This is a genomic window from Pedobacter sp. L105 (genome assembly GCF_009765875.1).
Classification (GTDB): domain Bacteria; phylum Bacteroidota; class Bacteroidia; order Sphingobacteriales; family Sphingobacteriaceae; genus Pedobacter.
In genome coordinates this window covers 509,779-533,018 of record NZ_LMUP01000009.1, presented here as the reverse complement: position 1 = coordinate 533,018, position 23,240 = coordinate 509,779, and the positions used below count along the sequence as shown (strand labels likewise).

The 23,240-nt window shown below is 39.7% G+C and carries 21 protein-coding genes; 11 read left to right on the top strand and 10 right to left on the bottom strand.

Features of this window, described 5'->3' with window-relative positions:
- Positions 1 to 96 precede the first annotated feature (96 nt).
- The gene (locus GSQ84_RS20625) at positions 97 to 1,038 is read left to right on the top strand and encodes an AraC family transcriptional regulator (RefSeq protein WP_254070937.1); all 942 of its coding nucleotides are present in this window, start codon (positions 97 to 99) and stop codon (positions 1,036 to 1,038) included.
- A 39-nt stretch (positions 1,039 to 1,077) separates the two neighbouring features.
- On the opposite strand, the gene GSQ84_RS20620 is transcribed toward GSQ84_RS20625, so the two are convergent.
- Positions 1,078 to 1,506 carry a VOC family protein gene (locus tag GSQ84_RS20620; protein WP_158799230.1) on the bottom strand — a complete coding sequence of 143 codons (429 nt, stop codon included), beginning with the start codon at positions 1,504 to 1,506 and terminating at the stop codon, positions 1,078 to 1,080.
- Between the two features lie 132 nt (positions 1,507 to 1,638).
- Between GSQ84_RS20620 and GSQ84_RS20615 the strand changes: the two genes are divergently transcribed.
- Positions 1,639 to 2,022, top strand: a complete 384-nt coding sequence (locus tag GSQ84_RS20615; protein ID WP_158799229.1) for a VOC family protein — start codon at positions 1,639 to 1,641, stop codon at positions 2,020 to 2,022.
- Positions 2,023 to 2,544: 522 nt separating this feature from the next.
- Here GSQ84_RS20615 and GSQ84_RS20610 read toward each other — a convergent pair.
- From GSQ84_RS20610 to GSQ84_RS20600, 3 genes are all read right to left on the bottom strand, one after another.
- Positions 2,545 to 2,895 carry a hypothetical protein gene (locus GSQ84_RS20610; RefSeq protein WP_158799228.1) on the bottom strand — a complete coding sequence of 117 codons (351 nt, stop codon included), beginning with the start codon at positions 2,893 to 2,895 and terminating at the stop codon, positions 2,545 to 2,547.
- A gap of 629 nt (positions 2,896 to 3,524) precedes the next feature.
- Positions 3,525 to 4,382 (bottom strand): universal stress protein, encoded by an 858-nt coding sequence (locus tag GSQ84_RS20605; RefSeq protein ID WP_158799227.1) that lies wholly within the window; start codon positions 4,380 to 4,382, stop codon positions 3,525 to 3,527.
- 191 nt (positions 4,383 to 4,573) lie between these two features.
- Positions 4,574 to 5,011 (bottom strand): DUF1003 domain-containing protein, encoded by a 438-nt coding sequence (locus GSQ84_RS20600; RefSeq protein WP_158799226.1) that lies wholly within the window; start codon positions 5,009 to 5,011, stop codon positions 4,574 to 4,576.
- Between the two features lie 147 nt (positions 5,012 to 5,158).
- On the opposite strand from GSQ84_RS20600, the gene GSQ84_RS20595 reads away from it, so the two are divergent.
- Positions 5,159 to 5,335 (top strand): hypothetical protein, encoded by a 177-nt coding sequence (locus tag GSQ84_RS20595; RefSeq protein ID WP_158799225.1) that lies wholly within the window; start codon positions 5,159 to 5,161, stop codon positions 5,333 to 5,335.
- A 36-nt stretch (positions 5,336 to 5,371) separates the two neighbouring features.
- Here the strand turns inward: GSQ84_RS20595 and GSQ84_RS20590 are convergent, their stop codons facing one another.
- From GSQ84_RS20590 to GSQ84_RS20580, 3 genes are all read right to left on the bottom strand, one after another.
- Positions 5,372 to 6,070, bottom strand: coding sequence for a siderophore-interacting protein (locus tag GSQ84_RS20590; protein ID WP_158799224.1), 699 nt, complete (start codon positions 6,068 to 6,070; stop codon positions 5,372 to 5,374).
- Between the two features lie 200 nt (positions 6,071 to 6,270).
- Positions 6,271 to 8,700, bottom strand: a complete 2,430-nt coding sequence (locus GSQ84_RS20585; RefSeq protein ID WP_158799223.1) for a TonB-dependent receptor — start codon at positions 8,698 to 8,700, stop codon at positions 6,271 to 6,273.
- Positions 8,701 to 9,355: 655 nt separating this feature from the next.
- On the bottom strand, positions 9,356 to 10,291 hold the full coding sequence (locus tag GSQ84_RS20580) for an NADP-dependent oxidoreductase (RefSeq protein WP_158799222.1): 936 nt from the start codon (positions 10,289 to 10,291) through the stop codon (positions 9,356 to 9,358).
- Positions 10,292 to 10,453: 162 nt separating this feature from the next.
- Here GSQ84_RS20580 and GSQ84_RS20575 point away from each other — a divergent pair, with 162 nt between their 5' ends.
- On the top strand, positions 10,454 to 11,164 hold the full coding sequence (locus tag GSQ84_RS20575) for an NIPSNAP family protein (protein WP_158799221.1): 711 nt from the start codon (positions 10,454 to 10,456) through the stop codon (positions 11,162 to 11,164).
- Between the two features lie 219 nt (positions 11,165 to 11,383).
- The gene (locus GSQ84_RS20570; RefSeq protein ID WP_158799220.1) at positions 11,384 to 12,427 is read left to right on the top strand and encodes an NAD(P)-dependent alcohol dehydrogenase; all 1,044 of its coding nucleotides are present in this window, start codon (positions 11,384 to 11,386) and stop codon (positions 12,425 to 12,427) included.
- A 93-nt stretch (positions 12,428 to 12,520) separates the two neighbouring features.
- Here GSQ84_RS20570 and GSQ84_RS20565 read toward each other — a convergent pair whose 3' ends face one another.
- Positions 12,521 to 13,480 carry an aldo/keto reductase gene (locus GSQ84_RS20565; RefSeq protein ID WP_158799219.1) on the bottom strand — a complete coding sequence of 320 codons (960 nt, stop codon included), beginning with the start codon at positions 13,478 to 13,480 and terminating at the stop codon, positions 12,521 to 12,523.
- 120 nt (positions 13,481 to 13,600) lie between these two features.
- Between GSQ84_RS20565 and GSQ84_RS20560 the strand changes: the two genes are divergently transcribed.
- From GSQ84_RS20560 to GSQ84_RS20550, 3 genes are all read left to right on the top strand, one after another.
- The gene (locus GSQ84_RS20560; RefSeq protein WP_158799218.1) at positions 13,601 to 13,954 is read left to right on the top strand and encodes a helix-turn-helix domain-containing protein; all 354 of its coding nucleotides are present in this window, start codon (positions 13,601 to 13,603) and stop codon (positions 13,952 to 13,954) included.
- A 98-nt stretch (positions 13,955 to 14,052) separates the two neighbouring features.
- Positions 14,053 to 14,790, top strand: a complete 738-nt coding sequence (locus GSQ84_RS20555; protein ID WP_158799217.1) for an SDR family oxidoreductase — start codon at positions 14,053 to 14,055, stop codon at positions 14,788 to 14,790.
- A 26-nt stretch (positions 14,791 to 14,816) separates the two neighbouring features.
- Positions 14,817 to 15,734: an AraC family transcriptional regulator gene (locus GSQ84_RS20550; protein WP_158799216.1), complete on the top strand. Its 918-nt coding sequence runs from the start codon at positions 14,817 to 14,819 to the stop codon at positions 15,732 to 15,734.
- 26 nt (positions 15,735 to 15,760) lie between these two features.
- On the opposite strand, the gene GSQ84_RS20545 is transcribed toward GSQ84_RS20550, so the two are convergent.
- Entirely contained in the window at positions 15,761 to 17,782 is a 2,022-nt protein-coding gene (locus GSQ84_RS20545; RefSeq protein WP_216849001.1) for a M48 family metallopeptidase, read from the bottom strand.
- A gap of 196 nt (positions 17,783 to 17,978) precedes the next feature.
- Between GSQ84_RS20545 and GSQ84_RS20540 the strand changes: the two genes are divergently transcribed.
- From GSQ84_RS20540 to GSQ84_RS20530, 3 genes are read left to right on the top strand one after another with little or no spacing between them, the layout of a single operon-like run.
- A complete protein-coding gene (locus GSQ84_RS20540; protein WP_158799214.1) occupies positions 17,979 to 19,121 on the top strand; it encodes a sensor histidine kinase in 1,143 nt (380 codons plus the stop codon).
- On the top strand, positions 19,118 to 19,843 hold the full coding sequence (locus GSQ84_RS20535; protein WP_158799213.1) for a LytTR family DNA-binding domain-containing protein: 726 nt from the start codon (positions 19,118 to 19,120) through the stop codon (positions 19,841 to 19,843). Before GSQ84_RS20540 ends, GSQ84_RS20535 begins: the two co-directional genes overlap by 4 nt.
- A gap of 34 nt (positions 19,844 to 19,877) precedes the next feature.
- Positions 19,878 to 22,994, top strand: a complete 3,117-nt coding sequence (locus GSQ84_RS20530) for a S41 family peptidase (RefSeq protein ID WP_158799212.1) — start codon at positions 19,878 to 19,880, stop codon at positions 22,992 to 22,994.
- On the opposite strand, the gene GSQ84_RS20525 is transcribed toward GSQ84_RS20530, so the two are convergent.
- Complete coding sequence (locus GSQ84_RS20525; RefSeq protein WP_158799211.1) at positions 22,985 to 23,224, bottom strand: hypothetical protein; 240 nt, start codon at positions 23,222 to 23,224, stop codon at positions 22,985 to 22,987. The two genes, GSQ84_RS20530 and GSQ84_RS20525, sit on opposite strands and share 10 nt — an antisense overlap.
- Positions 23,225 to 23,240 lie beyond the last annotated feature (16 nt).

The following is a 23,240-nucleotide window of genomic DNA, read 5'->3' as shown; positions in this document are numbered from 1 at the left end:
TTGGTTGATAAATCCACGTGGCCAAATCTCACTTTGCTGTGGTAAAATCTGACCTGGATATGGCGTAACTTATCGAGGTTTAAAATTATATTTAGATTGCAACAAATATTTGCCATGATAGCTACGCCGAAAAAAATTCATATCAATACCATTACGGATTATCACAAACTAGCCGGGCTTCCTACACCAGGTCATCCCTTATTAAGCGTTATAAAATTCGAGGATTTAAAATTAAAGCCTGATAATCAGATCATTAGTATGATCCACAATTTTTATAGTATTGTGTTAAAAAGAGATAATAACAACACATGCAGGTATGGACAAAAGCAGGAAATAACACTTCATCAGGGAGGTTTGCACTTTATGTCACCGAAACAAGTGTTAACCATGGTAGTACATAGTCAGGAATATACTCCTATCGGATGGTTATTGCTCATCCACCCAGATTTTCTTTGGAATACTGCAATTGCGAAAAAAATTAAACAATACGAATTCTTCAGCTATGAAGTTAATGAGAGCCTGGCACTTTCTGTAGATGAAGAAACAACTGTGGTGAACATGATCAAAAATATAAACCAGGAAGTGGCAGATGGTATTGACCTACACAGCAAAGATGTAATTATAGCGCAGATTGAACTATTGCTAGCTTATTCAGAGCGGATTTATAAAAGACTATTCACTTCCGAAAAAAAGAATGAACATAGGATATTGGACCAGCTGGAGATTTTGATAGTTAAATATTTTAAAAGTAACGATCTGATAAAAAATGGAATTCCTACGATACAATATATCGCCGACCAATTACATATCTCTCCAAATTATTTAAGCCGCCTGCTTCAATCCATCACCGGACAGAGCACTAAAAATTATTTACACGACAAGTTAATTGAACTCGCGAAGGAAAAACTGTCTACGACTGAATTATCAGTATCAGAGATAGCCTACGAAATCGGCTTCAAAACTCCCCAATCTTTTAGCAAATTATTTAAAAACAAAACTAAGCTGACACCTTTGGAATTTCGTAAATCATTTAATTAAATATGTGGTCTGACCGATCTCACTTAAATTTTGATCGAATTAGTTATTTATAAAGCGCAATTTTTCAGCCTCCTTTTTAAAAAGGTTCACCTTATCTTCATCATGCTGAACATATTCAGTAATCGTTCCATCCTGGTGTTCCACTGTCATATTCCATCCTGTTGGTACTTCTTTTGGTTTTCTTAAGATCATTACATTTTTCTGTGCTGATAAATAAGCCTGGACCTCCACAATATCATCTACAATCATTGTAATTCTTGTCTTTTTTATATCAGGGAGGACTTCCCAAGTTTTGTTAGTTCCAGCTAACAACAATATACCCTCCAATTGTACTAAAGTTAAGTTTAGTTCTGTGTAATCAAACCTGATAAAGTAATCTTTGTGAAAGAGATCTTCATAAAATTCAACCACTGATGTTAACATGTCAGGGTTGAGGTATATCCGATGCAAGGTCTTTATTGTTTTCATCTCAATATATTATTTCAAGATTAGTATTTTTTGTTTAAAAACATATACCGGATAAATCTGTTTTAGGTATTACCAAATCAATAAGAATAAAACGGTCATGCAATGAAAAAGAATAGTAAATAACCCGATAATATGTTACAAAATTCATCCGCATTTAGCAGCTTTTCTGTAGACGATCTTCAAAAAGCAAAAGATTTTTATCAAAATATTCTTGGTCTTAAGGTAACCGATAACCCAATGGGCCTTATAGAACTACACATCTCAGGCTCCACTCCGGTGATGATTTATCCAAAGCCAAATCACGTTCCTGCCACTTTCACTGTATTGAATTTCCCTGTAGATGACATAGATGCAGCTGCTAAAGAACTGACTGAAAAAGGTGTCCATTTCCAGATTTACGACAAAGAAAATCTAAAAACAGATGAGAATGGAATATCAAGAGGCAATGGCGGACCGAATATCGCGTGGTTTACGGATCCTGCCGGCAATATGCTGTCTATACTAGAAAACAGATAATTTAATCCAGTAATATCAGATCTCGTATTTAAAGGTTGCAAATATAAGTCAACTGAGGTATCATATGATAAATGGCGGTGTACGGTACTGTTAGCACTCAATGATGGCCGCTAACGATATACTCTTTCCTTCCGGTGAAACTTGCCCAGTCACATCATAACCCTCTACAAATATGCCTGTAACCTGGCGCTGGTGGTTAAAGAGTGGCTGTTAAATATACTTCATCCAATAATTTCAAAAATCCCTGATCTCCCATTTCGGGCGAGACTTTTTTAAAGGTTTTACCTATGATATCCTTTTGGGCAGTCAATTGATAACATACTATTGAGGGTCCATGATGCGCACCTCAAACTTTACAAAAAACATTTTAGCTGTTATACTTCTGCTTTTATGTATGATAATTATTTTAGTGAAGCTTTACCAGACGCATATGGAACTGGACCGACTGATCAACAAAAAGAAAAACATAACAGCTGTACTGGTTTAAATTGAAATTAATTCTACCAGGGAATGTTGAATGCTTTAGTCAAGCCTGCATAAAGGATGGGTGGGCACTGGACTGTTCCATCTGCCAATCATTCTATAAAGCCTTGCTACCCTACCAATGAAGCTGAAACTATAAATTGTTTTGAAGCTTTCAGGACCGAGAACAAAATGGAACTCCAACCAGTTACCTATTTGCTCCAATAGTTCTTTGTCTGTGATTTGTTGAGAGTACCACGCAGTTTGATGTTGTTTTTTCGCGGGATGAACTAATCCAAGTAATTGACGATCCAAATAAACTGCAAATATGGAAAACTCATTGTTTAATGGCTCCACAGTTAATTTACCCATATAATTAAGGGTCATTACTTCAATCTCTAAAGTGTTCATTTATATTTTTTTTTAAATAAGAGGCAATATTTGGTCTTTTTTTTATCTACTGCGAACGAAAACGAGACTGTTCTGAATGCTTCTTCAAAGCAATGAAATAAACGTTTCCCTTTTCTTAAGTAACGTCAAAGTTACACAAATATTTGGAACTGAAAAACAAATTTTTCCAAGAATTATCGAATGAGTATATATACGCAAGCAGAAAAAACACAGTTCTTTTTGATGACCTTACCTATAGGTATCAACCATTGTGGTAATATTAAGTTGTATGGTTCATCTTATTTATTGCAGAGGAAATACTGTATAGATCTCAGTACAATTCGTTTTTGCTTAACCTTTTGGAAGGAGTAGAATTTCATGAAATGATCATCGTCTGGTTTATCAACTGCGATTTTGCCGATGTTTATTTGGAATTTGCCATCGATGCCCTGATAGAAATTTCTGCATGAACCAATATCAGCAGATCTATAAAACAATTCTATTGAGCCTGCTTACCCTTTCAGCTGAAGATAAAAATAACATCAAGAAAAATATTGAGGCGCCTGCTCTTGTTCGCTAATTAATTTATACTCCTTCCTTTTCCATTTGCGCGTGTATAATAATGGAGAAGGAAAGGAGTTTTTTATCAGCTATTTTGGTGGAAAAACCAATAAGGGAATAGCTAAACGTTTGGCCATTTTCTGTGTATGACTGCCATTCATCAAACTTTCTATCAAATTATGCCTCCTTGGAACCATAGCCAGTACATCAATATGATCATGTACACATACCCATTCCAAGCCAGCTTCCACACTACTGTTGTTTAAATATTTGTAGAAAATATGAGCATAATCTGCTTTGTTGGAAATCTGCGTTAACAGCTCTTCATTGCGTTGCACAGCTAACGGCGACAAGTCTTTATGTTCTCCCACATAGGTAATTACAATATCGGCATTGATAGGTTTTGCAATTGCAATGAGGGCATAGATATGATCGAGATCGATATTGATCTGCTGTAAATCGGTCGCGAATGCAATTCTATGAATACTGGATTTGGGCGTTGCAGGCGGAACCAGTAACAAAGGCACCTTTGTTTTTGTAATGAGTTGTTGACTATGGTTGTTTAATAAAAAATCCCTTAGGCTGCCACTTTGGTGTGTACCCATTACAATTAAATCAATCTGATGACTTTCAACTGTATTTTCTAACACACTTTCTACTGTCCCGGAACAACATACACTTTTGATCACAGGATTAAAGCCTTCGGCCTGACCTATCTGCTGCAATTTGGTTTGTAAGTTCGTCAATTCCATATCGCTATAGTTTTGTAAGATATCTTCTCCTTCAGCTGACCATGCCACCAAGTCTGACTGTGGTACTTCAGCGGGAACAATGATTGCATTACATAGTACAATATTGGCATCCAGTTGCTTTGCCAGGTGATAGCCAAAATCAGCGGCATAAGTTGAATTAACAGAGAAGTCTGTAGCGAGCAATATATTTTTCATGATACCTGGTGATTTTTGGTTTACACCGTAAATCTCTCCAATTACCTTGTATCTAATAATGACGTCCATCATCAAAAAAAATGATGTTATAACCGAAATCAAATAAATTCTATTTGGCTATAAAAGCTCAAATGGTTTACCTGTCATCTAAAAGTAAAATAGGAAAAATCCGAAAAAGCTGTTCATAAATATTATTCTGCCGGAGAGGGATTAACTTCAGCTTTCTCCATTTTTTCCAGCATACTGATGATCTTATCCAATTTATCCAATTCAATATTATCAAGTCTTGTCATCAGCTCTTCAATTTCTTGTTTTGCGGCAATATTGGTTTTATAATCGTTATCGGCCTGAATACGATCGCGCTGGCTCTGCCGGTTTTGCGCCATCATAATAATGGGAGCCGCATAGGCTGCCTGTGTAGAAAAAAGAAGGTTCAATAGAATAAAGGGATAAACATCCCAGTGATGAACAAATGCAACAACATTAAGGCCCATCCACAGGCAAACGATGATAGTTTGTATAATGATAAAACGCCAGGATCCCATCCCATTGGCCACCGAATCTGCAAGTTTCTGTCCAAACGTAGAGGCTTCCTCATGGTCGTCATGCCATGTTTTCTTTTGTTCCATAAATGGGGCTGATTGAATTTTAAATATATAAAAATTAAACACAGCAACGAAAAACCATGCCAATCACTATAGGGTATACAGGACGGACATTCCCATGAGGAGTGTAAAAATTTAAACTTTATCAGGTTCCAGCTCTTTATAGGATTTATGAACTATGAAATTGAAGAAAAAAGGCAGATAACAGCAGCAATAGATAAAATAAAAAATCAGGTGGATACGCTTATTGATATCTACGAAGAAAAAGAAGAATATGAAATTTGTGATATTTTGCTTCAATACCGGAATGTTGTGTTACCCAGAATAATGGAAAACTATATAAATTAAAGATATTAATTGATTAGTCTTTTATTAGAAGCTTTATCAAGACCAAAATCCCTGTGCAAATACTTTAGCTTCCAGCCCTGGAGCATTTCTTAAGATTTTCCTCAATCCCTGTACCATGGGAATATAGCCTGTAACGTAAATAGAGGAGTAGTCTGACAACATTTTATTTTCAACGAACTGATGTAAAATCTCAAGGCTTTTAGCCTGAGGCTGCATCATCAATTTAAATTCAGGATTAACAGCAGTGAAAGAAGCCGGCGGCGTATATAGTTCATTTAAAAATACAGCTGCTTCAAAGGGATAATTTATACTGTTTGTGAGCTGTTTTAAAGCAAGAAAATGGCCCATTGCACTACCATCGCCCAAACAGAGTATTTTTCCTGTTCTTGCGGGCAATGGTGCCGCATGTGCAGCCGAACACAGCATCGTATCTCCTGCACTGAGATTTTTGGTCCATGAACTTCCATCTCCCTGATGTTCTGTTTCAATGTACAGCGTACATATTCGTTTTTGGACATCCCAGGTTGCCGGCGTATAATCCCTGTATTCAAATTCGCTCACTTTGCACTTTAAACGGGGTATGGTAGTCCACTTTTCCATGTCGATATCGGGTAGATGAAGGTCAATTTCATACATTGATTCCGGCTGCCATTTTCTCACCGCCAATACGAAACCCTTGTGCGTAAAGGCCTTTTCCATTAAATTAAAAACTGCTTTTTTTAAACTATTTGCCATTTTTTATGCTAATTAATATTCAGGGCAGGGAAGGTTAAAACTCTATTTGCCGACAGCACAAAGTAAGCGCAGCAAAAGCTGGCAAACAATGACAGAATGAAAGTAATGAATGGACTAATCACGGTAATGTGCAAACCTTCCATATCATTACTTCCAAAGGAACCATGGTTACTGCCCTTTACAATTCTGTTAACCTTTCTCTATTTAAATTTAAAGTTCACACTTACACTAAATCTTCTTGGCATCATCTGGCTTACATAACTGCCCCAATACAACTTATTGGTAAGGTTGTCCATTTTTAAACTGATGCGGTAAACCGGCTGATCGTAACTTAGTACGGCATTTAATACGGTATAGGATGGCAAATAAAATTCACCTAATGAGCGCGACTGCTGGATATAAGCTTTTCCGTTGTAATTTCCGCCAAAACCCAACCCGAAGCCTTTCAAAGTAGCATCCAGGAAATGATAACTGAACCACAGGTTAGCGGTTTGGGCAGGTCCGGTCCATTGGTGCAGGCCATCCGCATCGGCACTCGTATTAATAGTATAAATATTATTATAAGCATATCCGGCAATCACGTTAAAACCTCTGAATGGGTTGGCGATCACTTCGCTTTCAAATCCTTTGCTAAGCTGTCCGCCATCCTGTACCTGGAACTGTGTTTGTCCCGGCACAAAGCTATTATGGATCACATCACTCACTTTGATATGGTAATAACTCAGCGTACTGCTTAGTTTACCATCGAACAGGTCTATTTTCACTCCACTCTCCCATTGATTGGCCTGGCTCGGTTTGAATGACGAAAAGGTACCATCCGGCTGCTGCGTTGGAGCATTATTACTAAAGCCGTTCATGTAGTTGCCAAACAGGGAAAGTTGTTTCGGAACCAGCTGGTACACCAGTCCGAATTTTGGAGAAAAGGCCGTTTGATTGTATTTTCCTGTAGTTGTACCATCATTGAAATCCTGGTTTCCCCCGCTTACAAAATGATCGGCACGTAAGCTTAGCATTGCCAAAAGGTTATCGGTAAGGTTCAGCACGTCTGAGACGTAAGCACTGTAGATACTTTGCTGTGTCTGGCTTTTACTGTAAGGAACTGTAGCCAAAGCCTGTTCAAGGGAAGCTCTTGTCAGTTCATTGTACCTTGGATCGTTCCCCTTGATACTTACCTGATCGTATCCATAGATCATTGCAGAAGAACTTTTTGTGGTATTGGTAAAATAGTCAAGCCCGATCACTACCCTGTTGCGAAGATTGCCTAGTTTAAAATCGCCATTAAAATTTTGCTGCACTTCCAGATAGTTATAATCTGTGTGCTCATATCCTGGATTGCGGGAAACAACACTGTCACCAACAATGCGATTGTAACTCCAGTAACCTTCAACGGTTGAATTGGTATGGGAAAAAGCAGTTTGAGAAGTCCAGTGATCGGATATTTTATAGTTGACCTTTCCATAAACACTAACAGAAGGATCAGTTTCATACAGATCGTTATTGCTGTATGATTTTTTCCAGTTTATACCCAGGTCGGCGGGATTAGTTTTAGTAAAGGATGCCTCTGGAAACAGACGGTTAAAATCATTTGCTTTTTGGTTGTAGATCTCCGCATCCAATGAAATTGAAAGACGGTCGTTTACCTTGTATAACAGGGATGGCGCAACAAATAACCTCTTGGTAAAACCGGCGTCCTGGAAACTCCCTTCATCATCGTAGGCTATATTAGTGCGCAGGTAAAGTCCTTTTTCTTTATTTAAAGGCGTATTAAAATCTGCCGTGAGGCGACTTAATCCAAATCCACCGGCAGTATAACCTATATCCCCCTGGAACGTTTCAAATGGCTGTTTAGTGATCCTGTTAAGTAAACCGCCAAACGAGGTTAAGCTGCTGCCAAATAAGGTTGCAGACGGGCCTTTAAGTATTTCAATACGCTCAATGTTAGCTACCTCGATACTATTTTCTTTTACATCCTGCAATCCGTTACGCAGATAACTGCTGGTTGCAAATCCTCGCAGGTTAAAGGAATTGGAGCCATTGACCAAGGACTGACTTACACCGGTTACGTTTTTAAGCACATCATTATAACTTACAATCACCTGGTCCTGTAAGAGCTCTTTAGGCACAACATTATATACCTGAGGATTTTCCAGATTTTGCAGGGGCATTTTAGCCACTCCTTCTGTTTCCTTTTGTGCAAACTTGTTATAACCTGAATTGATGGTCACTTCCTGTAATGCCTGGTTATCAATTACCAGAATAAAATCTACATGGCTGGTTTCACCTGCCTTTACAATGATGGCTTTACCCTGCGTAATCATACCAGTATGTTTTACCAGCAGAATATAACTGCCAGACATAATTCCAGAAAGGTAAAAATTGCCATTTGCATCAGTTACAGTACCTTTAGTGGTGTTTTTTAAGATAATGCTTACGTTTTGGGCCGGGCTATTTTCAGTAGTTTTTACCGTTCCACGAATGCCTCCTGTTTGCTGCTGGGAAAAAGCTGGTGCCCCAGCTATAAAGAAAGAAAATGTAAGGACAAACAGGCAAATATTTACCCTTGTACTTAAAGCTTGAACCATATTCCTTAAGGACGTGATCAAACTGACGAATAGTAAGAAAGAATTCATAATTTTGTTAAAATGATTAATTGATTAAAGGATCGGTTAACATTGGCCCGGTGTAAAGTTTGGCGACCAAGCACCGGGCTGCTTTTAAAATTTACAGGTAATTATCCCTTTCAGTGAAGCAACTGCCTCATCTGCCTATGGAGTTCCCAATCGGGAATCAAACAAAAACAAAGAGTTTTTTGAAATCAGGCTGTATATACACTGAATTATTTCCAAACAGGAGTTTGAAAACGGAAAAAGAAACAGGGAACTTGTAAAAATAAATCGTATAGGATACATTTTGAAATAAATTATTGATTAAGGATCGGTTAAATACGGTGTAAGTTTGGCGACCAGGTACCGTTTTCTGTATAGGTATTATCTTTATGGAGGATGATTTACTGCAGAAGATGTCATATAGTGTGAATTGATTTGCGCAAAGTAATGTGTTATTTAGAATAAATCCAAACTAATAACACTATTAATACAGAATTAACGATTACCCATAAAACATGATCAGCAAAACAAAAGAGCTAAAATAAATAATTAATTGCGGTAATTTTTAGATTTAAAGGTAGGCCGGCGATGAAAAAAGCTAAAAAATAAGGCCGCTTCCTTTTAAAGAAGCGGCCTTATGACCGGGAATATTTTCGGTTATTTTATACTTGATTTCAGGTTATACCTTCACAATAACTTTACCCCTGGTCTTACCGCTTTCTACCTGCAGGTGGGCTTTGTCCATTTCATCAAAAGAAAAAGTTTGCGAGACATGTGATTTTACGGCACAGCTTGACAGAAGAGCTGCAATTGCCTTCATATCAGTACCGCTGGATACTACCATTGTTTTTAAACCATTTATTCCTTTTGCAGCAGCTTTTTCTTTCACGTCATCATTGCTGCCTGAAGGGATGCTGACCAGTGTTCCTCCCCTTTTAATGATCTCCAGTGAGCGGTCGATATTTTCCCCGCCAATGGTATCAAGTACCATATCGATATTGCCGACCACTTCTTCAAATTTCTGGCTTTTGTAGTCTATAAATTCATCCAGTCCCAGGCTCATTGCAAAATCTTTATTATAAGCCGAAGAAGTTCCTATGACGTAAGCACCCAAATATTTAGCCATTTGCACTGCATAGTGCCCCACTCCGCCTGATGCGGCATGAACCAAAACCCTGTCGCCTGGTTTTATTTGAGTAAAGCCGGTTAGGTTTTGCCAGGCAGTAAGTGCCGCTAAGGTAGCCGCAGCGGCTTCTTCATGAGAAATATTTGCCGGTTTGAAGGCTAGCTGGTCTGCCGGAGCAGCTACATATTCGGCATAAGCCCTGCCATGCCCCGGAAAATTCACCATACCAAATACTTCATCACCCTCTTTGAAATCAACTGATTTTGAAGCAGTAATAACACCGCTGATATCCCACCCGATAATGATTGGGTCTTCATCTTTAAGCTTTCCTGCAGCGCCCTTGCCAACGCGTGTTTTCACATCCACAGGATTAATACTGATAGTAACAACCTTTACCAATACTTCCCCCTCACTGATGGCCGGAATAGGAATATCTGCTAATTGAAGATTCTCTACACCTCCAAAATCTTTTAAAACAATTGCTTTCATACGCACTTTCTATCTACACAAAACTAAAGATATCCATCATTGTTTTTACACTTTAAAAAAAGGAGATACCGATTACCCAAATTAAATTCGATAGACCTACTTTCAACGTCAATCCGGAACAGGTAACACACCTGCATGGAAAATATATTACACCGATTACACATGGAAAAAGAACCATTGGCTTTAGCCTATTATGAATTAAGAATTTATACGTTCGGCAACGAAAAACAGAAAAAATTGATTGAAGACTTTTACAGCCTGGCCATCCCGGTACTGAATCGGCTGCAGGTTGAAAAAGTTGGGATATTTAACGAAGCCGAACCTTCATCGCCGGGAAAATTGTATGTCCTGCTTCCCTATCAGAACCTGGAACATTTTTCGGTAGTCAATACTGCCCTGGATCAGGATCAGGCTTTTCAAAAAGCAGCAGCGGCTTACCTGGATGCACCTGCCAACGAGCCTGCGTATGAAAGGATAGAAAGTTCCCTGATGAAAGCTTTCAAAAATTTCCCACAGCTAATTGCCCCTGAAAATAAAGGGCAGATTTTTGAGCTCCGCCAGTATCAGAGTGCCACTGAAGCAGCCGGGAAAAAGAAGATTGAGATGTTTAATGACCAGGGAGAAATTGAGATTTTCAAACGCCTCCAGTTTAATCCGGTATTTTGGGGTGAAACGATTATCGGGCCAGAAAGGCCTAACCTAACGTATATGGTAACCTTTGATAACCTGGCCGACAAAGAAGCAAAATGGAAACGGTTTATTGATGATACACAGTGGAAAGAGTTGAGCAGTAAACCAGAATACGCTAATGACCTGCTGATTAACCTGATCACCTCCACTGTGTTGGTTCCGACTTCTTTTTCACAGTTATAAAGTAAAATTGTCAATAGCCGATCCTTAAATAGCCCCCTGTATAGATGCGTCTGTTTTATAAATTTAATGAGACGGCATAACAGGATCATATCATATTGTTCACTAAGGCGACATTTCGCTTCAATTTGGCATGTTTGAATTTTGCAACCATATATTTGATATTTGCTATCTCGGTGTTGGAACAAACACTACCTTTAACCTTACCTAATTCAAGTAAAAATGATAGAAACAAAAGGATATGCAGCGCAAAGCGCTGAAACAGATTTAGCTCCGTGGACTTTTGAGCGCCGCGAAGTTGGCCCGCATGATGTACAGTTCGATATTTTATTTTGCGGTGTTTGCCATTCAGACCTGCACCAGATAAAAAACGACTGGTTTCCGGGTATTTTCCCAATGGTTCCGGGACATGAAATTGTTGGCCGTGTAGTTAAAGTTGGCGACCATGTAACAAAATTCAAAGTTGGCGACCTTGCCGGTACCGGCTGTATGGTTGATTCCTGCCAGGTTTGCGTAAACTGTAAAAAAGACCTTGAACAATATTGTTTAGAGGGAAATACCGCAACCTATAATGGTATGGAGCGTGATGGCTCGTCACCAACTTATGGTGGTTATTCCAACACTATTGTAGTAAGGGAAGAGTTTGTATTACACGTGTCGGATAAATTAGATCTTGCTGCTGTAGCACCGCTATTATGCGCAGGTATCACTACCTATTCTCCTTTAAGACACTGGAAAGTTGGCAAAGGCCATAAACTGGCTGTATTAGGTCTTGGTGGTTTAGGCCACATGGGCGTTAAGTTCGGTGTAGCCTTTGGTGCAGAAGTAACTGTACTGAGTACTTCTCCAAAGAAAGAAGAAGATGCCAAAAAACTGGGTGCACATCATTTTGTAGTGACTACAGATGAAGCGCAGGTCAAAGCTGCTATGGGTACTTTCGACTTTATACTGGATACAGTTTCAGCCCCTCATGATTTTAACATGTACCTGTCTTTACTGGCTACAGATGGTACCCTGATCTGCGTAGGCGTTCCGCCCGAACCAGCAGAAATTGCTGCTTTCAGTTTATTAGGCGGCAGAAAAAGTATTGGTGGTTCTGGTATTGGCGGTATTGCCGAAACTCAGGAAATGCTTGATTTCTGTGCAGAAAATAACATTGTTTCTGAAATAGAAATAATTGACATCAAAAACATTCAACCTTCTTACGAACGTATGGTAAAAGGTGATGTACGCTACAGGTTTGTAATTGACATGGCAACTTTATAAGCTGATTACAATTTATTGGATGAGGGTGCCCCAAAAAGGTACCCTCATTTTTTTTGCTAAAAGGCATCTGCCAAATGCAGATCTAAAAAAATATTATTGAACAGTAGCCAGCAAATCATGCGGATAACCTAAGGAGACAGCACTCAGCTGATCTAATTGACCAATATGTTCAGCTGTTAATTCAATCGATGCAGCAGCTATACCTTCAGTGAGATGTTGCATGGTACGTGCACCAATAATCGGGAAAGCACCTTTTGCCAAAACCCAGGCCAATGCTACCTTCCCCGGTGTTGTACCCAATTCTTCAGCAATGACGAAAAGCTGATCGATAATAGCTTTAGTGACCTCACTTTCCTGGTAATCTGAAGTTGAAGTGAGGTTAATACGCCCGGTTTCGCCCTTGCGGTATTTTCCTGTCAGCAAACCGCCAGCTAAGGGAGAATACATCATTGTTCCCAACCCAAATTGTGCAGCCATAGGTATCAGTTCACGATCGGAAGTGCGCTGCACCAGGTTGTATTCAATCTGACTGGCTGTTAAGCGGGTTAAACTGGCCACCGATGAAACCTTCCATGCAGGAAAGTTTGCTAAACCTGTGTACAGCACCTTTCCGGCATTGACCAAATCCTCCAGCCCTCTTACAATTTCATCCAAGGGAGTTACACCATCGTCATAATGTGGCATGTAGATATCGATATAATCGGTTTTTAAGCGTTTCAGACTGGACTCTACCGCCTGACGCATCGCCTTGCGGTGATTACCGGAATTACTGATTGCCGGGTTGGCTTCATCACTACGGGTATATTTTGTACAAATGATAAAATTACTGCGCTGATGTTCTATAAAATTACCTATAATTTCTTCAGATTGACCAAGCTGATACCGATCGGAAGTATCTATAAAATTTCCTCCGGCATCGGCATAGGCTGTTAAGATCTGCCTGGCCTCTTCGGGGTTTGCCCCATAACCACCTTTTGTTCCAAAATTGGCAGCCCCCATGATGAGTTCACTGGCAGATAAACCAGTTTTTGTGCCGAATAATTTGTACTTCATACTATTGATTTTATGCTGTAAAGTTGAGTATACAGACCATTACATACAAGTACGGCTAAATTTATCTATACCATATAGTATATTCGTATGACCTATATTTGATGATCAAATCAATTGGTCATGTACAAAAAAAAGATACCGGTTTCCATAGATTGCGGGTTACACCTGTTTATAGAAGTAATTAACGGAAAATGGAAAGCTAACCTGATCTGGAGTATATATTCAGGCATTAAACGTCCAGGTGAATTGCATCGAAAGCTACCTCTGGCCTCCAGAAGGGTATTGGATACACAATTGAAACAACTGACCGATCATGGTATCATTCTAAAAACAACCTTTGAAGGATTGCCTTTAAAAGTGGAATATTCCTTAACACCTTTAGGCGAAACATTGATTCCGGCAATTATCTTCACTGCACAATGGGGAGAGAAACACAGGGAACAATTAGAGAAATTGATCTACGTGATAAAGTAAAACACCATAAGCAGGGTTTTATGGTTACAACTCTGACGGTTTTGGTTACTTTTTGAGGTGTTGGATTAGCGAATTTTGTTTCATCAAAAAACACTAATATGAACGATATCAAAGGAAAAGTAGTAGCCATTACCGGTGCCAGCAGCGGAATAGGTGAAGCAATAGCGGTTATGCTTGCCGGTAAGGGTGCAAAAGTGGTATTGGGCGCGCGTCGCGCAGACCGCTTGGAAGTTATAAAAAGCCGTATTGAGCAAGCCGGAGGCGAAGCAGTTTACAGGGCTACAGACATTAAAAAACGTGAAGACCTGACCGCGTTCGTTCAATTGGCTATAGATCAGTATGGCCGATTAGATGTGATTGTAAATAATGCGGGCATTAGTCACCTCTCCCGTATAGATGAATTGCAGGTTGAAGACTGGGAAGAAATGATCGATGTAAACATAAAGGGAACCTTATATGGCATTGCGGCAGCCTTAAAGGTTTTCAAAAAACAGGGTTCGGGCCATATCATCAATATCATATCTACTTCAGGCATTAAAATTGTTCCGCTTCAGGGAGTCTATGCAGGCACAAAGAATGCCGTGCGCACCCTTGCTGAAGCATTACGCCAGGAATCCGAGGGTAAATACAAGGTAACCGGCATTTCTCCTGGTTTTGTGAAAACTGAACTGATAGATGGAGTTAAAGACCCAGTGACCAGAGCTGCATATCAGGAAAGGGCCGATCAGATTGCCATCTCAGCAAACGATATTGCTGCTGGCGTAGTATATGCAATGAGTCAGCCTGACAATGTAGATGTAGGCGATATTGTGATCCGCCCTACTGTACAGGATTAATCTTTTATTGTTACCTTAGAATATTCATGAAAGCACCCGCGCAACAAACCTTAGTATTTAAAAGCATTTCTGAATTGATGCAGAGCTCCGGCCTACCTAAACCTCTGCATCCTTTGGTAGCACTGGTGAACTATAACCAGACCCCAATGAACAGGGAGTACGTGGGTAGAAATTTCCTGATCGATTTTTATAAGATTTCCTTTAAAAAGAATTTTAAGGGGCAGGTAAAATATGGACAGGGCTATTATGATTTTGAGGAAGGCGGACTGGCCTTTCTGGCACCTAATCAACTCGTTACCATGTCTGCCGAGGAAACGAATAATGAAGGATATGCCCTCTATTTTCATGCAGACCTGATCAGGAATTATCCTCTGGGTAAAAACATTCAGTTATATGGTTTCTTTTCTTATGCGGTAACTGAAGCGCTTTTTCTTTCCGATAAGGAAAAGCAGGTGATATCAGGATTGCTTGAAAACATTGCCCTTGAGCTGAATAATAACATCGATCCGTTTAGTCAGGATGTTCTGGTTTCCCAGATCGAACTGCTGCTCAATCACAGCGACCGTTTTTATAACCGTCAGTTTATTACCCGCAAAGCAGTTTATCACGACCTGATTGGAAAAATGGACGTGTATTTGGCCGAGCGCTTTGCGTCCGGCGAATCTACTATAAACGGGCTGCCCACTGTACAGGAGGTAGCTGACCACCTGCAGGTTTCAGCAAGGTATTTAACAGATCTGCTCAAATCATTAACAGGCCTGAGTACACAGCAACGTATCCATAACCAGCTGATGGAAAAAGCAAAGAATATCCTGAGCACCAGTGATCTGAGTATTGCGGAAATTGCCTATCAGCTGGGTTTTGAACATCCCCAATCATTCAACAGGCTGTTTAAACAAAACACCAGCCTCTCTCCCAATGCTTTCCGGCAATCCTTTAATTAAAAACTGTATACTAATACCTTAGATATTCACACCCTATCCATCGGTTCACTTCCAATTTCAGGAACTGGGTGGAGTATAAAAGTCAGGAATGCTTTTTTTAATTTAAAATGCACCTGGGATACCAATGTATAATAACCGGCCATCACACTAAATAAGACTCTTATTTCCTGATCAAAATAAAATTTATCCGCAAAATATTTCCAGTCATTACTGATATATTCTTCAAAGTGCAACTTCATTTGTACGTCCATATCCGCTTGATAAATATCACTTTCCAGGATTAATTTCACTTGTTTTTTAAACGGTACCTCATATTTTTTGACAAGGAACAGGTTATTTCTGATATCGTCAAAAGTGGTTGTGGTGTGCATGAAATATGTACTGCCGATAAGATTTATATACGCTTCCTCCTGAGCCCCAAAGCGGGCAGCTACTGCCTGATAAGCCATCGCCCTCTCCTTGAATCCTTCCATACTTCTCTGTTGTGACGCATGAGCTAAAAAGCATTCAAATATTTTAATGTCTTTAATCCTGAACAACTCTTCGTATTTCCTGATTTCGTCCTCTACATACCTGATCAGGTTATAAGTATCGGCAGCACTATATTTTTTGCCATTATAATCGAAAGTTTTGATCTCCAGGCTGCCGTTAGAAATTCGCTCCATGATTCCCTTATCTGAAATTGAATTATTGAGATTACTCAATTCACCCATAGTATGATCGTCAAACAATTGCTCTATAGACGGTGCCCCGGAAACCGTGACTTGCTCAAAATCATCTGCGGTAAAACCGATATAGGGGTTTCGCGAATCAAAATAGCCTTTGTAGACCGGTGGATAAGAGCTTTCTTCCTCCAGTTTTATATATTCATCTATAAATTCTTTTGATCCGGTAATCTCAGGATTAGTTTCATAAGTAACCTTTTCAAAAAGCCGGGCGGTCATTGCTTCCTGGATCAGCGTTTGATCAACAAGCATATTTATTGCAATGCCCCCATATTCACCCTGAAGGGGTAGGTTTAAACTCATTAATTTCGCCACTCTTTCTTCAATGCTTGGATGGGACGACCATTGATCCTCCAATACCAGTCTTGTCTTTTTCACCTTATTATAAACCTCCATAGAAACTTTGGGAAGTCCATCTTCAATGGGTAAATTCTCCGTTGCGGCTATATGATTTAACACAAAATATTGCTGTGGGTAAAAATTCAGGGTCTTTTGTGAAGCTGCTATTTTAGCGTTATAGTATTTAAAAACAATGGATAAAGATTGATCTGCAAGCCCCAGTCTTAATAATGAACTGGCTAAAGGTGCTGAGCCTGTTACACTGGCGGCAACCGCATCTGCATGAAATTCCATTTCACGGGATAAAGCCATATAGTTCAGGTTCAGTATTTTGTATACGCTGATCAGTACATATTGAATACCGTGGATAATCAGTATCGCGCCCCTGGAGAACAACACAAAATAAGAACTCACATTCGACCAGCGGTTTAAGACCAGATTGTAATTTTCATTATCATATAACATATTATAGATCACCTTGTTCATGTTATATACATAACTTCCCACTTTCATACTTCGCTGAGAAAAGTGCCCAAATTCGTGCGCAAGGACAGCTTTCAATTCTATGGCCGATACTGCATTCATTAATCCTATACCGATCTGCAGGTTCTTCCTAACCGGAAAAAACATACTCCAGAAATTAGAATCATAAAAAACAGATGCATTAACATCTGCACTCAGATATACCTGTTTAGGGAAATTTGTTTTCACCTCATCAACAATTTCATGAATCAGCTTAAACAACTCTGGCTGCTGTTTCTCAGTAATTTTCTGGAGATGGCTCCTGTCTATTTTCTTAGGGCTACTAAATACAAACTTGATTAAGAAGAAGAAAATCATAAACCCCATTCCTAAAAAACCAATTCCAAGCATCAGGGTAACAATCATGAATTTTACAGCGATCAGTCCATAGGCTATAAGTCCGCATAAAAGGATAAGTCCTATACCCATTACAATCAGCAGGAGATAGGTAAATACGAACAAAATTATAGACAGTACAGATCTTATCGCCTTTTTTCTAAAATTTTCAGAAACTTTGAGAGCATTATTTCGCATAAGAATGTTTTCGTCCAAGATAACAAGAATGTTCTCAAAATACAGTTTAAGTTCACCTGCTAATTTATATCCCTCTCAAATTTCTGGGCCTAAGCCCGCAACATGAATTTTATCTTGCTAAAGAATGCTAACGGTTGAATTAGCTCAATTCAGGGTGATCAAACCAGCATTGAGCTTTAAATCATCAGGAACCGGAAATAATATCCATTTTTACAATATGAGGAAAGCAAGTAAACCTTCATATCGTATAATTCTTCGGCATTTGCTGTTCTGGATGGGCATCATCTTGTACGAAGTGGTGAATGAAGGATGGAAATCTAAAGACATCTTTTCTTTTAAGTTGCAGCCTGAATTTATCAGCATCATCCCTATCGCCATGCTGCTTACGTATTTTAATTTTTATGGGCTGATGCCCCTGTTTTACTTCCACAAGAAATTTGCAAGTTATCTGGCGGCATTGGCAGTTTTACTAATTATAGGCGGCTGTTTGCAGCGCTTTTGCAGTTATGCCTTTTGGATACCCTGGGGCAAAGTCAATGATCCGGGCAATTATTATTTACAAATTGAAACCTATTGGAACACCGTTAGAATATTAAGAAATGCTTTTCTGTTTTTTCCAATCATTGCCGTAACCATGCTGATTAAAATCATGCGTAATGCTATGGAACAGGAAAAGAGCCTTCGCAAAATGGAGATAGAAAAATTATCTGCAGAGATCAGCCTGCTAAAAGCTCAGATCAATCCGCATTTCTTTTTTAATACTTTAAACAGTTTGTACGCACTCACTTTAAAAGGGTCTGAAAAGGCATCACAGGTAGTGCTGAGATTATCAGATTTGATGCATTATATGTTGTACGAAGCTAGTGCCAGCAGGGTTTTATTAACGGATGAAATTGAGCACCTTTCAAATTATATACATATTGAAGAAATGAGGTTTGCTGGCCGGATGGAACTTTCTTTCCAATACTCAGGGGATATTGACGACAAATTGATTTCCCCGTTGATCCTGCTACCTTTCATAGAGAATGCTTTTAAACACGGTATTACCAAACAATCGGGATGGATAACCATCAGTATCAATGTAATTGGCCACAGGTTATTTCTAAAGGTAGAAAACAGCTGTGTTACCCCGACCCTTGAAAAACCGGGCGGTTTAGGATTAATTAATGTAAAAAGAAGGCTGGATCTGATTTACGCAGGAGATTATGAATTGGAGCTGAACCAGTATGACGGGGTTTTTGAGGCCGATCTAAAATTAAACTTATGAAGAAAATCAATTGTATCGTTGCAGATGATGAGGAATTGGCAAGAGAAGTGATTGAAAACCATATCGGCAAAATAGATGGATTGCATCTCCTGGCCTCCAGTGCAACAGGCACCGAGGTATATCAGTTGCTTAAAACCCATACGGTAGACCTGCTCTTTCTGGATATCCAGATGCCCGACCTAACGGGTATAGAATTGCTGAGAACGTTAAAAAATCCGCCGCCTGTGATTATGACCACCGCCTACCGGGAATTTGCACTGGAAGGATATGAATTGAATGTTATCGATTACCTGCTTAAACCGGTTTCATTTGATAGATTCCTGAGGGCAATTGATAAATATACTACTATCCGGGATAGTGGAAAAGAGAACGTGGCAGCAGCACCTTTTGCCATAAAAAATGATCCCGATGCCTTTATTTATGTAAGATCAGAGAATAAGATGGTAAGGATTTTACTAAAAGATATTCTTTACATAGAAGGGCTAAAGGAGTATGTGAAAGTACATACCAGAGAGCGTTCGGTAATTACCTATCATAGTTTGACCTATTTTGAAGAAAAACTATCTGTTGAACGGTTTATGCGGATTCACCGCTCTTTTATTATCGCCCTCGGCCAGATCAGTTCCTATTCAATGAGCGAAATTGAGATTGGACAGCAGCATATCCCTATTGGAATTACTTACGCCAAAGAGGTGATTAAAAGACTGGAAGCCAGGCCCTGACACCTGTCATTATATAGTATTATTAAATACACATATGTTATTTAGAAACACCTATTTAGGCTTAGTGATATTCATTTTAAGCTTAACCCCCATACTTTCAACCGCGCAAATAAATCCCCGCTGGATACAGCAGTCAGCAATATCGCCTGATGGCAAATGGATTGCTTTTGAATATCAGGGTAACCTTTTTAAAGTACCTTATCAGGGCGGCAGTGCAATGCAGTTAAGCAGCAATAGTTTTTACACCGGCTATCCGGTATGGAGCCACAATAGCCAGATGATTGCTTTTGCAGCACAACAGAATGGCAATTTTGATGTTTACCTGATGAAAGCTGAAGGAGGGCCGGCAAAAAGGCTAACCTGCAATTCGAGCCGCGATATACCCTCATCTTTTTCTGCAAACGACGCCCAGGTAATTTTTGGCACAGACCGTCATGATGTATATACTTCAGTGAGGTTTCCGGAAGATGACCTTTTTAACAAGTTATATCAGGTCTCCGTAAAAGGCGGTACCAGCATCATGGTCAGCAGTGCCGGAATGGATGATGCACATTTGAATAAAAAGGGAGACCAGTTGATTTTTCAGGACAAAAAAGGAGAGGAAAACAATTACCGTAAACACCATACTTCGTCTGTTACCCGTGATATTTGGACCTATAACCTGACCACAAAAGTTTACCATCAGGTTTCCACTTTCCATGGTGAAGATCTGGAACCGGTTTGGGGACATGGAAATACCATTTATTATCTCAGTGAGAGAAGCGGAACGCTAAACCTGTGCAAAGGATCTGTCAGCGATACAGCAACAGTTAAACAGCTTACACATTTTAAAGATAACCCGGTACGTAACCTTTCCAGAGCGGATAACGGACATTTCGTATTTACCTTTAATGGCGATTTATATTCGCTGACCGAAGGAAAGCAGCCTCAAAAGATCAGTGTTACTTTAGACAGTAAACAGCCTGCAAATTCGGTGATCATGCTACCTGTAAAGGGCGATATCACAGAGATGACTGTTGCTGAAGATGGTAAACAGGTTGCCTTTATATTTCGCGGCGATCTGTTTGTGACTTCTGCAGATGGCACCATGACCAAACAAATTACCAGTACCCCCTACCAGGAACGGAATCCGAAGTTTAGTTCTGATGGTAAAAAGTTACTTTACGCGGTTGAACATCTTCATTCATGGGACATAGAACAGGTTGAGATCAGCACCTCATATTTTTTTAACGCTGAAAAAATTAATACAACCAGTATTTTAGCCAGCGATAAAGATGAATTTGGAGGGGTCTATGCTCCTGACGGCAGCAAGATCGCCTATATAGAAAACCGCGACATACTGAAATGTTATGATTTAAAAACTAAAACAACCCGTACACTGATTCCTGAAGGAGTGAATTTTGCCTCGTCCGATCATGATTACGACTTTAAGTGGTCGCCGGACAGCCAATATCTTCTTGCCCAATCTTCGGAAGGTGGCGGCGGATTTGACAATGAAGTGGTGCTGATTAAAGACGATGGTTCTGGCAAAAGGGTAAATTTAACGCAAAGCGGTTTTAAAGACGACCAGCCGCAATGGGGAATGGATGGCAACATGATGTATTGGTTATCGGATAAAGATGCCAACCGGAGTTTTACCGGTGACAGCCAGAAAGACATTTATGGCTTATATTTTGATCGCGGGACGATTTCCATGCAGCAGGATAAAGATTTCCCCGTGAAAAAACTCAGTACCACTGCTGCAGATATCGCTGGCTCCGCATTGTCTCCAGACGGAGAAAAACTATTTTACCTGGTTAAATATGAAGAGGATTACGACCTGTGGGTAACATCCCTGAAAACACATAAAAACACCCTGGTTGCAAAACTCGATTTGCCTGCGGCAAAAATGCAAATGACCAAAGATGGTAAGTATCTATTTGTATTGAGCCGCGGGAATATCATCAGGATCAGCACAGATCAGGGTATGGTAATACCTTTAGCCATTCATGCGGAAATGGAATTTAATGCTGGGGCAGAAAGGGAATATATATTTAACCACACCTGGCAAATGGTTAGAAAAAGATATATGGACCCGGCACTAAATGGTGTTAACTGGGACAGCGTTTATCAACACTATCACTCTTTTCTCCCCGATATCAGCAATGACGAAGACTTTCTGGTTCTACTCAATGAGTTTTTAGGAGAACTGAACACCTCTCATACACTGGCACGATACAGACCATCTTATGCGCAAAAAGATGAGACGGCAGCAATGGGTTTGCTTTATGATGAAACATGGAAAGGTAAAGGGCTCCTGGTTAAAGAAATCATCAGTAACGGCCCTTTTGATTTTCCTGGTTCAAAAATGAAACCTGATATGATTATTGATAAAATTAATGGAACAAGCCTGACCAGAGCGGCCGACTGGGCCATCAACTTAAATCACCAGTCGGGCAAATCTATACCGGTGAGCTTTCATGATCTTAAAGGTGGCCCTTCATTTATAGAAACAATTGTTCCTGTTAAACCTGAGACAGAAACATATACCTTGCTGTATGACCGCTGGGTAAAAACTATGGAACACCTGACAGATAGTTTATCGGGCGGAAAAATAGGTTATGTTCATATCCGCAGCATGACTGAAGACGGATTCCGGGTTTTATATGACAAGGCATTGGGTAAATACAAAAATAAAGCAGCAATAATTGTAGATACCCGTTTTAACAGGGGCGGTTCGCTACATGATGAACTGACAACCTTTTTAAGCGGAAAAATATACCTGACTGAACGGCGTCAGGGACGTATAACTAATGGCGGTGAACCTATAAAAAAATGGACTAAACCCAGCACAATCCTGATGAGTGAAGGAAATTATTCAGACGCCTTTTTAACACCATACTCCTACAAACTGATGGGAATTGGCAAATTAATAGGGATGCCAGTTCCCGGAACAGGAACAGGTTCATGGTTTGAACAAGAAGTTAATCAGCAGTTATATATCCAGATCGCTACCGCCGGAACTTATGGCCCGGGCGCTACCCATCCCACGGAAAACCATCAACTGGAACCGGATATCAAAGTGAAAAATGATTACCAGCAGATACTCTCTGGTAAAGACCAGCAGTTAGCGGCCGCTGTTCTGGAACTACTGAAAACGGTTCAGGAATAAATAAAAGATTCCATGGTTTCGCAGTTGAAGCCTTCGATGTATAACAACTGGCAGATCGTTTGCGGCTGCAAATCCAGGCTCACAATCCGAAGGATACTGTCGCAATCATCAAGATCAAAATTACATTGGGTAATCAGTGGCAATTCAAGCAATATCGCCTTTAGCCGCTGTACCTGTTTTTGTGTGGCTACGTTGGTTTTAAATATAATAAGGTGTAATTTTCTGTTCATAGCTGCGATAATGTTA

What these genes read in the sequence shown, in the direction of transcription:
- GSQ84_RS20620 (WP_158799230.1), bottom strand. Translation starts at nt 1,506, where the DNA reads ATGAAAACAATAAAGACCTTGCATCGGATATACCTCAACCCTGACATG.
- GSQ84_RS20615 (WP_158799229.1), top strand. Translation starts at nt 1,639, where the DNA reads ATGTTACAAAATTCATCCGCATTTAGCAGCTTTTCTGTAGACGATCTT.
- GSQ84_RS20610 (WP_158799228.1), bottom strand. Translation starts at nt 2,895, where the DNA reads ATGAACACTTTAGAGATTGAAGTAATGACCCTTAATTATATGGGTAAA.
- GSQ84_RS20605 (WP_158799227.1), bottom strand. Translation starts at nt 4,382, where the DNA reads ATGAAAAATATATTGCTCGCTACAGACTTCTCTGTTAATTCAACTTAT.
- GSQ84_RS20600 (WP_158799226.1), bottom strand. Translation starts at nt 5,011, where the DNA reads ATGGAACAAAAGAAAACATGGCATGACGACCATGAGGAAGCCTCTACG.
- GSQ84_RS20595 (WP_158799225.1), top strand. Translation starts at nt 5,159, where the DNA reads ATGAACTATGAAATTGAAGAAAAAAGGCAGATAACAGCAGCAATAGAT.
- GSQ84_RS20590 (WP_158799224.1), bottom strand. Translation starts at nt 6,070, where the DNA reads ATGGCAAATAGTTTAAAAAAAGCAGTTTTTAATTTAATGGAAAAGGCC.
- GSQ84_RS20585 (WP_158799223.1), bottom strand. Translation starts at nt 8,700, where the DNA reads ATGAATTCTTTCTTACTATTCGTCAGTTTGATCACGTCCTTAAGGAAT.
- GSQ84_RS20580 (WP_158799222.1), bottom strand. Translation starts at nt 10,291, where the DNA reads ATGAAAGCAATTGTTTTAAAAGATTTTGGAGGTGTAGAGAATCTTCAA.
- GSQ84_RS20575 (WP_158799221.1), top strand. Translation starts at nt 10,454, where the DNA reads ATGGAAAAAGAACCATTGGCTTTAGCCTATTATGAATTAAGAATTTAT.
- GSQ84_RS20570 (WP_158799220.1), top strand. Translation starts at nt 11,384, where the DNA reads ATGATAGAAACAAAAGGATATGCAGCGCAAAGCGCTGAAACAGATTTA.
- GSQ84_RS20565 (WP_158799219.1), bottom strand. Translation starts at nt 13,480, where the DNA reads ATGAAGTACAAATTATTCGGCACAAAAACTGGTTTATCTGCCAGTGAA.
- GSQ84_RS20560 (WP_158799218.1), top strand. Translation starts at nt 13,601, where the DNA reads ATGTACAAAAAAAAGATACCGGTTTCCATAGATTGCGGGTTACACCTG.
- GSQ84_RS20555 (WP_158799217.1), top strand. Translation starts at nt 14,053, where the DNA reads ATGAACGATATCAAAGGAAAAGTAGTAGCCATTACCGGTGCCAGCAGC.
- GSQ84_RS20550 (WP_158799216.1), top strand. Translation starts at nt 14,817, where the DNA reads ATGAAAGCACCCGCGCAACAAACCTTAGTATTTAAAAGCATTTCTGAA.
- GSQ84_RS20540 (WP_158799214.1), top strand. Translation starts at nt 17,979, where the DNA reads ATGCTAACGGTTGAATTAGCTCAATTCAGGGTGATCAAACCAGCATTG.
- GSQ84_RS20535 (WP_158799213.1), top strand. Translation starts at nt 19,118, where the DNA reads ATGAAGAAAATCAATTGTATCGTTGCAGATGATGAGGAATTGGCAAGA.
- GSQ84_RS20530 (WP_158799212.1), top strand. Translation starts at nt 19,878, where the DNA reads ATGTTATTTAGAAACACCTATTTAGGCTTAGTGATATTCATTTTAAGC.
- GSQ84_RS20525 (WP_158799211.1), bottom strand. Translation starts at nt 23,224, where the DNA reads ATGAACAGAAAATTACACCTTATTATATTTAAAACCAACGTAGCCACA.